This is a genomic window from Nitrosospira sp. Nsp11 (assembly GCF_900142705.1).
Classification (GTDB): domain Bacteria; phylum Pseudomonadota; class Gammaproteobacteria; order Burkholderiales; family Nitrosomonadaceae; genus Nitrosospira.
On record NZ_FRBV01000002.1, the window covers coordinates 365,658 to 377,764 of the forward strand.

Consider the following 12,107-nt stretch of genomic DNA (forward strand, 5'->3'; position numbering starts at 1 on the left):
GCTTTAAAGTTACCCGGGAACATGCTCTTGCTCAGCAAGTGTTCCAGCTCATGCAACAGCGTGAAAGCCGCATTGAGTCGGTTGGCGGCATATACCGAGCAATGTTGGGTGCATCGACTCAAGCCACCAGTGGCGTCGCCATTAATAACCTGGTTGAACAAGGATCAACTGTTTTAGCTGAGCCCAATGATAACTTCCGTTACGCCCGCCGTATCGTTGGCGAGCAGCTTATCGCTTTTGTGAAGCAGGATATGCTGGGCAGGCCAACTCAGGTTGCGGTTCAGCAAGGTAATAAACAAAAAGTCGTTTACTTTAACAGGCAGATCATGACCGATTCCGGGCCTGCGGTAGAAAACGACATAGCGGCCGCGCAGGTGAAGGTGGTGCTGGAAGATATACCGGCTACCCCGACTTACCGCGCACAGCAGTTGCAATCCTTTAGTCAGATGGTTACTGCCGCGCCACCTCAGTTCCAGGCTGTGCTATATCCGGCCATGCTCGAGCTATCTGATGTGCCGAACCGGCATGAGTTGGCCGATCAGTTGCGGATGATGGCGGGCACTGGTGGGGCTGATGAGCAAGTGCAGAAACTCCAGCAGCAGGCACAACAGGCCATGCAAGAGCAGCAAGCCCAGTTCCAGGCACAGATGGAGCAGATGGGGCAGGTAGTACAGGGATTGCAAGCTCAACTTGCGGAATCCAAGCAAGCTATTGATGACAAGTCTCGCGAGCTTGACCTTAAAGAGCGCGATTTGGACATTAAGGCGGAGAAGGTCGAGATAGATGCTCAACTTGCGGCAGAGAAGTTATCGCTTGAACACGTCAATAAAGCGTTATCTGAAAGGACAATCTAATGATTCGATTTCTAAACGATGAAACTGTGGCAGGCCATAGGCACGGCAAAGGTACGATCGCACTATTCGATTCCGCAACTGAAGCCGCGCTTATAACGGCGGGTGACGCTGAAGATTATCCGGCAGTCGTTCAGCCGGTTGAAGTGCTGTCGAGTTCCGCTGTTGCTGTATCGTGCGCATCGACTGCTGCAGATGAAGTTTTGGCCTCGTTTACGATTCGGGCGGGCATATTCGGTGTCAACAGCATCCTTCAGATCGAACCACTTTGGACACACACGAATAGCGCGAATAACAAGCTCCTGAAGGTCAAGGTAGGCGGCTCTACAATCTACACAGCCACACGCACCACGACAGCGAAGGAAGCGCCTTTGATCGTTCTGGCGAACCGGAATAGCCTTTCTGCACAGATTCAGCCATACGATAACACTTATGTAACGGCTGGCTCGGGCGCCCCTGCTACGTACGCAATAGACTTTTCCGCGGCGGTTGATGTTGAGATAACTGGCCAACGGGCAAACGGGGTTGATACGCTGGCATTGCAGTATTTCCGCGCATTGCACTTCGTGGGCGCCTAAATGACCGCCTGGTACGTCCGGCCCGACACGAGCCACTCAGCCACGCGCGACGGCACAACGTATGCAACAGCATGGGGTGGATGGTCGGAGATAGTATGGGGAGCGTCGGGCGTATATGGAGTGAATGACGACACCTTGTATGTATGCGGCGCCCACGCTTACGCAGCCATTATTGCCGTCGGGGCGCACCTCGGGACAGCGGCGCATAGAGCGACCATTCGCGGAGACTATGCCGCTGATCTCGGCAGCATTACATTCTCCGCAGGCACTTACAACCTGACTTGTGCGCGGAACTATACAACGATCAGCAATCTGCGAATCAATGCCGGCGACTACGGTTGCATCGTCTTGGGTAATGTCGCGCTGACAGGCGTGTGGATACTCAACAACTATTTGAACGCGAGCGGCGCATCCACAGGCGGCCTGCTGCGTATGCAGAGCTTCGATACATGGAACTATGTCAATACGGTTATAGATAACAATGATTTCGTGGGGGGGTCTGGCTCGGTTGGTGGCGGTGGAATAACTTGGTGGGCCACATCAACTACCGCCGTAACCTTCGTCAATAATATCAAGATAAGCAATAACAGATTTACGCGGGTGTCTGCGGCGCGCGCGGTCATTGTCCTTATCGCCTCCACTGGCTTGCCTTCTGACACTCCCTCCGGCTGCAAATTGCTCGACGTGCAAGTCTACGGCAATACCTTTGCTAATTGCTTTGCGGCAACGATGGAGATATACGCCAATATCTCAGGTCGTAATACAGGAGTCAGGATTTGCGACAACGTGATTCGGGATCAGTCAGAAATCGGTGGATTGGGCGGAGGGATAGTTCTTGGCGGCTTCGCTCAATCGCTCACCAGCGGCTTCGGCTCCAACATCGTGACGCGCAATCAGGCTTACGAACTGTATGGAATAAGCGGTTTCGTAAACCTGTTCTACGGCACTTACAGGGTATTTAACAACTTTGCTGATGGTATTGGCACGTCCACTATCGACGGCAATGGCGTCTTGTTTGACCACGGCTGCGATAACTGCGAGGCATTCTGCAACGAATTCCACAATATTCGCGGCACTGGCGCGGAGGGTTATTACAGCGGCGGCTTTGGCATATTGGTGCTTGATGCTACCAACTGCAAAGCCTACGGCAACGTGGTAGATGGATGCGTTACCGGGGTCGCATTCGGCAACAAGGACGGCGGGCAGTCGGCAAATGTATTTAACAATAGCTTCCTCAATTGTTCGCAAGCAGGCGCATACCTCGTTGGCGGCGCTGAGATCACAAACAACCTTGTGCGCAATAATATTTTTACAGCCACACGCAGTGCAGCTTCGGCAGTGAAAAATAGTGCAGCCGCATGGACGGGCGAGTCCGGCAATTGCTACCACGGCTTCGGATCTACCCAAGGGCATACGTTGCATGCCTCAACCACTGACGTTGACCCTGAACTGGATGCTGATTACCGGCCGCGCTGCGCTACTTTAAAACGCGCAGGAACATATTTTGGCGGCAAGGATTTTAGCGGTAAGCCTTTTTATAACCCGCCGAATATCGGAGCGGTGGATGATGTAACGACGACGCCGAGATACGCATTAATACATAAATAATCTTTCCAAACAAAACACTAGGCCGCCTTGAGCGGCTTTTTTATTGCCCACGATTTGCAGAAAACGCTAAGGCTCCGGGCGTGACGGAGCCACATTAAGGAGAAAGCAAAGATGAACGACGCACAGTTAGAGCAGTTAATCGCGGCAACGCCTAACGAGAAAGTGACGAAAGAGAGTATTGAGGCGCGAATTGAGAAAGTGGATTACATGATTCTGCCTAATTCGACAGTGACAGTCTGCAACATTACTTTGGAGAACGGTTTTTCGGTGCGCGGCGAGTCTGCCTGTGTGGATGCTCGCAATTTCGACATGGAGATCGGCAGGCAGATTGCCTACCGCGATTCGTTCAACAGACTCTGGCAGTTGGAAGGCTATCTGCTGGCTGAGCGCCGGCATCAACTGCTGAAACGTACTTTTGAAGAAAAGTCACTGGCGTAACAGGAGCGGGGGCGAAAGCCCCTTTCTGCGTTCATGGAGACGAACTCCCTTTACCGGCAAGGTAAATGAAGTTTGTTTTCTCAAACCGCGCTAACGGCGATACCGCAGTTTTTATCAACCCCGAAAGGGCGCGCTCACTGCGTTAAGAAGTGGAGATGAAGGCAATGGAAGTAGATCAGCTTACGGATGAGCAAATTGCAAACCTTACGCCGGAACAAATCGAAGAGTTGGAGAACGACCCCAGCAAAGTCGACGAAATTCTCGGCAAGCAAGCGGCAAAGGATGAGTCCAAACCGGAAGTGAAAAGCGTGGCTAACGACGCGGACAAAGAAGAGCCGGTCGTTCTGAATAAGAGCGGCAAGGGGATTATTCCTTACGAGAAGCACAAGGAATTGCGAGTGGAGAATTCAGCGTTGCGTGAACAACTGCAGTCTGCCCAAGCGGAAAACGCGAAGGCAACCGAGAAGTTGGAATCGCTGCTGAAGGCTAGGGAAGCGGCCACGACCGGCAAGGATGAGGCGAATGCAGATGATGCCATAGCCAAGCATCTGGCCACGCTCAAGAACGATATGCCCGAACTCCACGAAGTAATTACCTCTGTCCTCAAAGGAAGTCGTGAGCAAGGCGAAAAGCTGAACGAAACGCTGCAAGAGCTGAAGCGCGAGAAGGAGGAATCCGACCGCGTTAAGCAATTGAGCGTTGCCGAGCAAGTCGCTGAAGCCAAGGACAATAACCCTGACTTGACACATTGGGAGAGCAACGATCCGGAAGCTTGGGACGAAGCCATGAAGCAGGACGAGATTCTTCGGAATACCAGCAAATGGGCCGGAAAGCCCTACGCTGAGCGGTTCGAGGAAGTAGCCCGCCGAGTGCGCGCCATTATGCCTGACGCCTCTGCACCAAAGAAAGCAGATGAGCCGGAGCAGACCAAGGCTAAGGCGAAAGCCAAGCTAGACGCTGCGCCGGCACGGAAACCTACAACCCTTTCGGATATTCAAGGTGGCGCGCCTGTTTCTGAAGGTGACGAGATCGCGAATCTGAAGCCGCATGAACTTACGGCCAGGCTCATGAAAATGTCGCCACAGAAAGCTGCCGCCATGAGAGCCGAATTAGACTAAGGAAATACTGAAATGGCTGAAACAAATGTAGCAAGTGGCAGTTCGATTGCCATTAAACACTATAGCGCGGCACTTTTCGCCAATACGCTGAAAGGCGCGTCTGCAATTGAAAACCTCGTCGGTCCTGTCGAGCCCAATTCCGCGATGGAAAAGGTGGCAGGCCAGACTGAACCGGGGATGCCGATCGTTCGCATCGATAACCTGATGAAGTCGGCGGGCGACATCGTTTCGCTGGATCTGGTTGATACGATCAGCGGCGAACCTCTCATGGGCGATGTCAACCGTGAAGGCAAGGGTGACGCGCTTTCCTTCTCTTCGATGGAAATCAAGATCAACCTTTCCAGTAAAGTGATCGATGCGGGCGGCAGTATGAGCCAACAACGCACGAAGCACCAGTTGCGTGAAATTGCTCTTGCCCAGTTGTCCGGCTACTTCCCGCGGCTGGATAACCAGGAAACTCTGGTGCACCTTGCTGGCGCGCGCGGTTCGCAGACCGGCTCCGATTGGACGATTCCCGTTCAATCGAGCGCCAAGTTTACGGACATCATGGTCAATGCGGTAAAGGCCCCGACCTATAACCGCCATTTCGTGGTGAACGGCGCGGGCTTGACCGCTGGCGGGCAGCAACTCAATTCCATCGCCTCTACCGATCAACTGAAACTGGTTCATCTTGACCTGCTCCGCAAGCGCCTGGATGACATGGACCAGCCTTTACAATCGGTGAAGCTCGCCGGTGATCGCGCTGCTCAGACCTCCAAAATGTGGGTATTCCTTGCCACGCCCAATCAGTACTCGGTATTGCTGAGCGAAGGCTCGCTGCGCGCATTTCAGCAAAACGCCGTGAACCGTGCTGCGTATCTCGATAGCCGTCATCCGCTGTTCGCCGGTGAAGTCGGCATGTGGAATGGCATTCTGGTGATCAAGAATGAGCGGGCAATCCGCTTCATGCCCGGCGAGAACACCAGTATCGTTACTGCCGCGAATGCGCCGACCGCTACCGAAACCAGCCAGGCTGTAAGTGGTTCGCTGACCGCCGGTTACGCTGTCGAACGCGGCCTGTTGCTCGGTGCGCAAGCCCTGGGTGTCGCCTACGGCAAGACTAAGGTTTCCGGTATGCAGTTCGGCTGGAAAGAGCACTGGTACAACTTCGAGAGCAATCTGGAGGTCATGGGTGAGAAAGTGTGCGGCAAGAGCAAGGTGCGCTTCTCGGTCGATGACGGTACCGGTTCCAAGGTTCCTACCGACTTCGGCGTGATCGCGGTTGACTCTGCGGTTCCTCTCTAACCAGTAATGACATGGCGGGGCTGGTATAGCCCCCTAGTCCCTTAATTCGAAAGGAGTTTTATCAATGCCTGCAACCTATAGTGCAGTAGATTTGAATACCAAAGCCCGGCACATGGGCGGTTACGGCAATGCCGTGATTCACCATGGCTCGGTTACGCCCACTACTGGAGCGGTTGGCGATGTCTACCGTCCGGTCCGGATACCGGCTGGCACGCTGCTGACAGACCTGTCTTTTGTTACCGGCGATCTGGACACCGGAACCGGCACAATCTCCGCGAAAGTTGGGTATGCGCCTGTCGATTCAGATGGACCGGCTGCGGTTGATGATTATTTTGCCGCAACCGCCACAACCCTGTTGGCGGCCGCTGGGCGCAAGGAGATGTCTTTTCAGCCCATCAAGTTTGAGAAGGACGTGTTTATCACCGTCACTTTGACGATTGCTGCTAACGCTTTCGCTGCTGTTGCGGTGACGGCGATTGCCAAAGGTATCGGCGAAGGCGTCAAGTAAGTTTTACCTGGGGCTGTTATTGGGGCGCTCTTCGGGGCGCCTTTTTTTTGGAGCAAAGATGCCACAAGTTAAATATACCGCTGCCGGTATCAAGACCGACAGCATACGCGGCGTTGGCTTGAGATGGGAGCCGGGGCAGGTGCGCAATGTGACGGCAGAGGTTGCGGAAAGACTGCTGGTCTATACCGATACGTGGGCAGAAGTAAAAGAATCGCCTGTAGGGGCTGAGAACGCGCCTAGCGACGAGATTGGATTGGTTCAGGACGAGAAGCCAGCCGAAGAGCCACTACCAGTCGTCAACTTCCACGCCATGGACAAGAAAGCCCTGCTCGAATTCGCTGAGACGAAATACGGCGAGAAGTTCGACAAGCGCAAAAGTGAAATCGATCTGCGGCACAGAGTGATTGACCTTGCCGCGAAACATGCGATGGAAGCCGAGTAATGGCCTTCACTTATCAATCGGTCGTTGACCTTGCTCGGATACCACTGAATGACGCGGACGGCGCGCGATATACCGACGAGACGCTGCTTGCGTTCGTCAATCATGGGCTGCTCGTCGTGGTCAAGCGTAGGCCGGATTTGTTCGTTGGTAACTTTTCCAACCTGCCGACTGGCGAGAAGACGCTGACTGATGCGTTCCCGCTGCCGGCTGAATACATTCAGTTGATTGCCGATTACGTTACTTTCCGGGCCGAGAGTGCCGACGATGAGCATGTAAATTCAGGTCGGGCCGCCGCATTCGCTAACCTCTTTGGCGCAGAGGCTCCGGCATGATCGCCCCATGGATTCAGTTCATGGATTACGTTTTACCAGACGTTCCGGGCTGCCCTATTCCCGCTGCCAACATCGCAATTCGCCAAGCCACTATTGCCTTCTGCGAACAGTCTCTAGCCTATAAAGCCACCCATCCAGATATAGCGGTTGTCGCCGGTACAGCCGAATATGACTTTGTTCCGCCTGATGAAACAGTAGTGCACGTCATCACCTACGCAGCATTCAACGGTGACGAGCTTCAGTCCCGCGTGGGCGAATACGGAATAAGCAATCCTGACTGGCGCTCGGAAGAAGGAACACCCAAGTACATCTTTGGCGGTATGACTTCGTTGATGCTTATTCCGGCGCCTGATGTCGATGGCACGTTGATCATGACGGTCGCGCTAAAGCCCTCGCCTGACGCTACCGGGATAGATGGTTCCATATTCAACGAATTCAGGGAGGCGATCATACACGGCGCCCTGTCTCGACTGATGCTGTCGCCTAAAAAGCCATATTCGAACCCTTCGCTTGCCACCTATCACAATCAGCAATTCACCATTATGACCGGACAAGCCGGGACGCGGACTGCGCGCAGTTTTACCAGAGCGCCGTTGCAGACATCTATTTTGAGACGAGGATAGGACCTTGAATAAATTTAGTAATTTTGGGAAAGCTATAGTCGGCTCAGCCCCATCTGGCACGAGCGGGCTAAGCTTCACCGTCGAGGCTGGCAAGGGACTGCTCTTTCCGGCATTGGCCGCTGGAGATTACTTCTATGGCACATTCAAGGATGCCTCGGGCAATCGTGAGGTCGTGAAGATCGATGCGCGAAACAGTGACGCGATGACGATAGCCGTAGGCGGGCGCGGACTGGATGGAACGACTGCAAGAACATGGAACGCTGGTGATTACTTTGTGGCCAGCCTGACCAATATCGCACTACAGGAAACGCTGTCGAATGCCAATTTGGTGGCGTTGGGGGCGCTTTCTTCTGCCGCCGACAAACTGCCGTACTTCACGGGATCGGGCGCGGCGGCACTGGCTGGCTTGACTGCCGCTGCCCGGACGCTTCTGGATGATACGGACATGGCCGCGATGCGGGCGACCCTCGGCATCTATGAAATTCCGACCGGCACGGTCATGTCATTTTTTCAAGCCGCTGCACCGACCGGCTGGACGCAGTTAACGACGCATAACAATAAAGCACTGCGCGTAGTAAGTGCGGCAGGTGGGGGTTCGGGAGGATCGGTTGCGTTTACTACTGCGTTTGCTTCAAAAGCAGTAAGCGGCGTGGTTGGGGCAACGACACTTACCGAGGCGCAAATCCCCTCGCATGTTCACTACAGTGGAAAGGGATTGCAGGGGCACGGAGGTACAGCGGATGTTCTGGTAGTTGGGAACGATGCACCGTTAACCACCGCGACTACCGCGACCGGAGGCGGTGGCTCGCACACTCACACATTCACAGGTACCGCGATTGATTTGGCCGTGCAATACATCGACATGATCCTAGCGAGCAAGAACTAATGGAAACCAAAATCGCAGATTGCCCGCTCGGGGCGAAGTGTGAAGAGGCCAGAACCGAGAACGGCAAGCCGGTTTTATACCGCTGCCCTTGGTATATCCAGGTTCGTGGCAACGACGTGAATACTGGTACGGAAATCGACAATTGGGGTTGCGCTATCGCATGGATGCCAACCTTGATGATTAACACCGCCAATGAGTCGCGCAAGGGCGTAGCAGCTACCGAATCGTTCAGGAATGAAATGGTGAAGCAGGGGGAGCAAACGCAACAGGTGATGCTGGCGGCGGCGCAACTTGCGAATCGCCCGGAGAAATTACTTAATGGCTGATTGCACATCCACGCCACCCCGCGTCAAAACCTTCTGGACAGGATTGCGCGATCAAAGCGCCCACATGTTCTACGGCTTGTGCCTTATGTTCGCCTTCACATTCCCGGTTCCGGTCTGGGGCGCAACGATCCTTGTAATGGCGGTCGCGACAGAGCGTGAACTTGAGCAGCATGATTGGGACATTACCAGAGTTGGCCGCACCGACTTATTCTTCTGGTTCCTATCCTGCCTGATATTCAATGCCGTTTATTACGGAGTAAAGTATTTATAAATCATTGCATTACGTTTCACGAACAGGCCGCCACTGAGCGGCTTTTTTATTGGGAGTCTGCATGACTCGTTACCGCAAGACGCACGCTTTACTTTATAGGAGCAAGGCAATGGCACTCGATGACAAAGCAAAAGAAGCGCTGAAGTTTGTGCAGGATGGCTACGACAAAGCCGAGGAAGAGGTTGACGGATGGTTCGTGCGGAACAAGCTCTCGGTAGCAATACTGACTGGCGTCGCCGTCGGCATCGCCCTGTTGGCAATTGCTGTACTCGCGCTGCTGTAAATCATGGACGTATCAGACCGCGCTACCGAACAGGAAGAGATTCATCGCGAGGCGGCGCGGGCTGCAAGAAAACCTGTTTTAAAGCATGACGGTTACTGCCTGAGTTGCTTTGAGCGATCAATTACCCCGCTTTGCGGTATGGAATGCCAAAAAGCATACGAAACAGACGAAAGCGCGAGGATACGAAATGGGCTGTGATGAAGGTGAAAAGGAGGAAAGGAGAAGGCGCGGCCCATCGAATTACACGCTGTCATTCGGCGGGATTATCGCGGTAGCCGGTCTGCTCGCTTCTGGCGTTGCGACCTATAACGCGGTGCAGAACGATATTGCGGCGCTCAAGCGCGGCGAGGTTTATCAGGAGCGCACCAATGAGCGCTTGAGCGCTGAGATTAAGTCGGCAAGGGTCGAGCAGCGGGAAACCATGAAGGAGTTTAACGAGAAGCTCGACAGGATCATTGATCACTGGAACAGGAGGGGGCGATGAAATACTTGATTATAGTCGCAGCCGTTTTCGCCGCGGCTTGTGTTGAGCCGAAGGTAGTGCCGGATAAGACCGATGCCGTGGTGATACTGCCGACTGTAGGGGCCCATGCAACCCGGGAGCCGGCAGAGGAACCGGCGAAGACATCAAGGCCTACGGTCAGACTCAATGTCCCGACGTGCAAGGGCATTGATACCGGGGATGAGAAGGAATCGCTGAATCTGAAGCTCGATTGCATGCTGGATGGAAAATGAAGTTCGTTGAGAACTGGGAAGCGATTCTAAAGGGCGCCTGGAGCGTACGACTGGCCGCTGTCGCGTCAATCCTGATCAGCATATCCGAATCGGCCTCGTTCGTGCCTACCGGGATCTTGGGCATAACCCCTGAACTGGTCGCTGATGGAGCGTCTGCTTTCAAGTATCTCGGCTGGTTTTTCTACGCTGCCGGGGCATTTGCTGCGCGATTCATTAACCAGGGGATTGCGGACGCGCAAATCCAGGCGGCACTGGACGCGGCAAAGGAGCAGTCATGAAACCATCTGTAAATCAGGTTATCTCGACTGTAGGCGATGACGGCAAACTGCTGTTCTGGTGTCCCGGCTGCGATAGGACGCATGGGATACAACATGGCGAAGGGAAGGGCCCGCGATGGGATTGGAATGGAGATGTGAGGCGACCAACTATCACGCCATCAATACTGGTTCGCAGAACTAAGCTCACGGTTAGCGATGAAGAGGCAATGACAAGGGCCGCTGCCGGCGAGAAGGAATTGCCGCACGTAGAGACGATTTGCCATTCGTTCATCACTGATGGCCGCATCCAATTCCTGACAGATTGCACGCATACCTTGGCAGGCCAGACAGTTGATCTACCTAATTATGGAGCGGGCCATGATTAAACCATCTGTGACGCAGGTTCGGTCTGCCGTGGCGCTGATGATGGTTAGCGCAAGCCTGTATGTTGGCATCGCCCAGCATGAGGGCTATGTCGAGGTTGCCGCGCCGCCGGTCGCTGGGGACGTGCCTACTAACGGATTTGGCTCTACTGCTGGCGTCCGACTGGGAGATAAAACAACGCCAGTCCGCGCCATGATCCGCCTGCTTAACGAGATCGAGGACGTCTATGCCGCCGGTGTGCGCAAGTGCGTCGCCGTGCCGCTTTATCAGCACGAGTTCGATGCATATGTGAGCCTCGCCTATAACGTGGGCGTGGGCGCAGTGTGCCGCAAAGCCGACAAACGGACGGTTGACGATCAAGGTAAGCCGAAGCTACCGGAGCCGGACAGATTAATTGACGTGCTGAATCAGGGCGATTATGAGGAAGCCTGTAGGCGCATCAAGTCATTTAATAGGTTCCAAGGAAAGGTTATGCGCGGGCTGACCATTCGTCGCGAGGCTGAATATAAGCAGTGCTTGGGGTTGGCGTGAATAATTTCGTTCCATGGTTCGTGACTGCTGTTATGTGCAGTTTGATGGCTATGGTTTTCTATTCCTATGCCAACTGGCTTCCGATAAGAGTATTCGATGTTTTTCTGATGGCCTGGATGAGTTGGGCGGCCATCGTTGTCGTTCGCGGTTACTTCAAGATTTACGCGATCTTTGATCGGATGGACAGGAGAGCTAAGGATGGTCGGGTGTGAACGGTCTGCCCGGTAACTTCGTCATCGTCGATGGCTTGCTCACAGTAGAAGCAATCCTGAAACCGTCTTGGCTGGTACGCCGTCGCGTTGATGATCGATCGATAACGGGCCCTTATGTCTGGGTTGCCACTATCGCGCAGCAAGAAGAGCCGAGCGCGTATGACGTCAAGGGGCACGTTGCGAGAGACGAGCATCCCATGGTCATCAGCGACCGTCGCGCACTGAAAAGAATAGTGCGGGAACTCGGTTTTACCTCTGGAAAATACGAAAGAGTAGACGAGAACGGCCAAGGTCGCGCATCACATAATTTCGATAGAAATGCACAAAAAACAGGCTGAATTTCAGGCGTTCTAAGCGATTTAAATCACAAGGTATAGGGTAAGACAAGGGTTATAAAAAAGGCGTTTTAGCTGTTTATCCCATTGCATCTAAATAAGAGT

21 protein-coding genes are annotated in these 12,107 nt (G+C 53.9%); 20 read left to right on the top strand and 1 reads right to left on the bottom strand.

Annotation, left to right across the window (positions count from 1 at the left end):
* Positions 1–31: 31 nt before the first annotated feature.
* Positions 32–91 (bottom strand): hypothetical protein, encoded by a 60-nt coding sequence (locus BUA28_RS16395; RefSeq protein WP_371915208.1) that lies wholly within the window; start codon positions 89–91, stop codon positions 32–34.
* A gap of 762 nt (positions 92–853) precedes the next feature.
* Between BUA28_RS16395 and BUA28_RS04835 the strand changes: the two genes are divergently transcribed.
* The 20 genes from BUA28_RS04835 to BUA28_RS04925 all read left to right on the top strand — a co-directional run bounded on the left by BUA28_RS04835 (position 854) and on the right by BUA28_RS04925 (position 12,005).
* A complete protein-coding gene (locus tag BUA28_RS04835) occupies positions 854–1,429 on the top strand; it encodes a hypothetical protein (RefSeq protein WP_072766976.1) in 576 nt (191 codons plus the stop codon).
* Entirely contained in the window at positions 1,430–3,037 is a 1,608-nt protein-coding gene (locus BUA28_RS04840) for a right-handed parallel beta-helix repeat-containing protein (RefSeq protein ID WP_072766977.1), read from the top strand.
* Between the two features lie 111 nt (positions 3,038–3,148).
* Entirely contained in the window at positions 3,149–3,475 is a 327-nt protein-coding gene (locus BUA28_RS04845; RefSeq protein ID WP_072766978.1) for a Gp49 family protein, read from the top strand.
* A gap of 164 nt (positions 3,476–3,639) precedes the next feature.
* Positions 3,640–4,593 carry a hypothetical protein gene (locus BUA28_RS04850; RefSeq protein ID WP_072766979.1) on the top strand — a complete coding sequence of 318 codons (954 nt, stop codon included), beginning with the start codon at positions 3,640–3,642 and terminating at the stop codon, positions 4,591–4,593.
* Between the two features lie 12 nt (positions 4,594–4,605).
* Complete coding sequence (locus tag BUA28_RS04855; RefSeq protein WP_072766980.1) at positions 4,606–5,877, top strand: N4-gp56 family major capsid protein; 1,272 nt, start codon at positions 4,606–4,608, stop codon at positions 5,875–5,877.
* A 64-nt stretch (positions 5,878–5,941) separates the two neighbouring features.
* On the top strand, positions 5,942–6,385 hold the full coding sequence (locus tag BUA28_RS04860; protein WP_072766981.1) for a hypothetical protein: 444 nt from the start codon (positions 5,942–5,944) through the stop codon (positions 6,383–6,385).
* 58 nt (positions 6,386–6,443) lie between these two features.
* Positions 6,444–6,827 carry a hypothetical protein gene (locus BUA28_RS04865; RefSeq protein WP_072766982.1) on the top strand — a complete coding sequence of 128 codons (384 nt, stop codon included), beginning with the start codon at positions 6,444–6,446 and terminating at the stop codon, positions 6,825–6,827.
* Entirely contained in the window at positions 6,827–7,159 is a 333-nt protein-coding gene (locus BUA28_RS04870; protein WP_072766983.1) for a DUF6682 family protein, read from the top strand. The genes BUA28_RS04865 and BUA28_RS04870 overlap by 1 nt, the downstream gene beginning before the upstream one ends.
* A gap of 20 nt (positions 7,160–7,179) precedes the next feature.
* The gene (locus BUA28_RS04875) at positions 7,180–7,782 is read left to right on the top strand and encodes a phage adaptor protein (protein WP_256598237.1); all 603 of its coding nucleotides are present in this window, start codon (positions 7,180–7,182) and stop codon (positions 7,780–7,782) included.
* Positions 7,783–7,786: 4 nt separating this feature from the next.
* Positions 7,787–8,668, top strand: coding sequence for a hypothetical protein (locus tag BUA28_RS04880; protein WP_072766984.1), 882 nt, complete (start codon positions 7,787–7,789; stop codon positions 8,666–8,668).
* Entirely contained in the window at positions 8,668–8,994 is a 327-nt protein-coding gene (locus BUA28_RS04885; RefSeq protein ID WP_072766985.1) for a hypothetical protein, read from the top strand. Before BUA28_RS04880 ends, BUA28_RS04885 begins: the two co-directional genes overlap by 1 nt.
* Positions 8,987–9,265, top strand: a complete 279-nt coding sequence (locus tag BUA28_RS04890) for a hypothetical protein (RefSeq protein WP_072766986.1) — start codon at positions 8,987–8,989, stop codon at positions 9,263–9,265. Before BUA28_RS04885 ends, BUA28_RS04890 begins: the two co-directional genes overlap by 8 nt.
* 109 nt (positions 9,266–9,374) lie before the next feature.
* Positions 9,375–9,548, top strand: a complete 174-nt coding sequence (locus BUA28_RS15800; protein WP_178297896.1) for a hypothetical protein — start codon at positions 9,375–9,377, stop codon at positions 9,546–9,548.
* A gap of 109 nt (positions 9,549–9,657) precedes the next feature.
* The gene (locus tag BUA28_RS04895; RefSeq protein WP_256598238.1) at positions 9,658–10,032 is read left to right on the top strand and encodes a hypothetical protein; all 375 of its coding nucleotides are present in this window, start codon (positions 9,658–9,660) and stop codon (positions 10,030–10,032) included.
* Positions 10,029–10,283, top strand: coding sequence for a hypothetical protein (locus BUA28_RS04900; RefSeq protein WP_072766987.1), 255 nt, complete (start codon positions 10,029–10,031; stop codon positions 10,281–10,283). The genes BUA28_RS04895 and BUA28_RS04900 overlap by 4 nt, the downstream gene beginning before the upstream one ends.
* Complete coding sequence (locus BUA28_RS04905; protein WP_072766988.1) at positions 10,280–10,561, top strand: DUF7940 domain-containing protein; 282 nt, start codon at positions 10,280–10,282, stop codon at positions 10,559–10,561. Before BUA28_RS04900 ends, BUA28_RS04905 begins: the two co-directional genes overlap by 4 nt.
* A complete protein-coding gene (locus tag BUA28_RS04910; protein WP_072766989.1) occupies positions 10,558–10,926 on the top strand; it encodes a ubiquitination-like system serine protease family protein in 369 nt (122 codons plus the stop codon). The genes BUA28_RS04905 and BUA28_RS04910 overlap by 4 nt, the downstream gene beginning before the upstream one ends.
* The gene (locus BUA28_RS04915; RefSeq protein WP_072766990.1) at positions 10,919–11,455 is read left to right on the top strand and encodes a glycoside hydrolase family protein; all 537 of its coding nucleotides are present in this window, start codon (positions 10,919–10,921) and stop codon (positions 11,453–11,455) included. Before BUA28_RS04910 ends, BUA28_RS04915 begins: the two co-directional genes overlap by 8 nt.
* A complete protein-coding gene (locus tag BUA28_RS04920; protein ID WP_143148440.1) occupies positions 11,452–11,667 on the top strand; it encodes a hypothetical protein in 216 nt (71 codons plus the stop codon). The genes BUA28_RS04915 and BUA28_RS04920 overlap by 4 nt, the downstream gene beginning before the upstream one ends.
* The gene (locus BUA28_RS04925; RefSeq protein ID WP_072766992.1) at positions 11,664–12,005 is read left to right on the top strand and encodes a hypothetical protein; all 342 of its coding nucleotides are present in this window, start codon (positions 11,664–11,666) and stop codon (positions 12,003–12,005) included. Before BUA28_RS04920 ends, BUA28_RS04925 begins: the two co-directional genes overlap by 4 nt.
* The last annotated feature ends 102 nt before the right edge of the window (positions 12,006–12,107 follow it).

Excerpts from the sequence above, each read along its gene's own strand:
- BUA28_RS04835 (WP_072766976.1), top strand. The coding sequence starts at position 854 with ATGATTCGATTTCTAAACGATGAAACTGTGGCAGGCCATAGGCACGGC.
- BUA28_RS04840 (WP_072766977.1), top strand. The coding sequence starts at position 1,430 with ATGACCGCCTGGTACGTCCGGCCCGACACGAGCCACTCAGCCACGCGC.
- BUA28_RS04845 (WP_072766978.1), top strand. The coding sequence starts at position 3,149 with ATGAACGACGCACAGTTAGAGCAGTTAATCGCGGCAACGCCTAACGAG.
- BUA28_RS04850 (WP_072766979.1), top strand. The coding sequence starts at position 3,640 with ATGGAAGTAGATCAGCTTACGGATGAGCAAATTGCAAACCTTACGCCG.
- BUA28_RS04855 (WP_072766980.1), top strand. The coding sequence starts at position 4,606 with ATGGCTGAAACAAATGTAGCAAGTGGCAGTTCGATTGCCATTAAACAC.
- BUA28_RS04860 (WP_072766981.1), top strand. The coding sequence starts at position 5,942 with ATGCCTGCAACCTATAGTGCAGTAGATTTGAATACCAAAGCCCGGCAC.
- BUA28_RS04865 (WP_072766982.1), top strand. The coding sequence starts at position 6,444 with ATGCCACAAGTTAAATATACCGCTGCCGGTATCAAGACCGACAGCATA.
- BUA28_RS04870 (WP_072766983.1), top strand. The coding sequence starts at position 6,827 with ATGGCCTTCACTTATCAATCGGTCGTTGACCTTGCTCGGATACCACTG.
- BUA28_RS04875 (WP_256598237.1), top strand. The coding sequence starts at position 7,180 with ATGGATTACGTTTTACCAGACGTTCCGGGCTGCCCTATTCCCGCTGCC.
- BUA28_RS04885 (WP_072766985.1), top strand. The coding sequence starts at position 8,668 with ATGGAAACCAAAATCGCAGATTGCCCGCTCGGGGCGAAGTGTGAAGAG.
- BUA28_RS04890 (WP_072766986.1), top strand. The coding sequence starts at position 8,987 with ATGGCTGATTGCACATCCACGCCACCCCGCGTCAAAACCTTCTGGACA.
- BUA28_RS15800 (WP_178297896.1), top strand. The coding sequence starts at position 9,375 with ATGGCACTCGATGACAAAGCAAAAGAAGCGCTGAAGTTTGTGCAGGAT.
- BUA28_RS04900 (WP_072766987.1), top strand. The coding sequence starts at position 10,029 with ATGAAATACTTGATTATAGTCGCAGCCGTTTTCGCCGCGGCTTGTGTT.
- BUA28_RS04905 (WP_072766988.1), top strand. The coding sequence starts at position 10,280 with ATGAAGTTCGTTGAGAACTGGGAAGCGATTCTAAAGGGCGCCTGGAGC.
- BUA28_RS04910 (WP_072766989.1), top strand. The coding sequence starts at position 10,558 with ATGAAACCATCTGTAAATCAGGTTATCTCGACTGTAGGCGATGACGGC.
- BUA28_RS04915 (WP_072766990.1), top strand. The coding sequence starts at position 10,919 with ATGATTAAACCATCTGTGACGCAGGTTCGGTCTGCCGTGGCGCTGATG.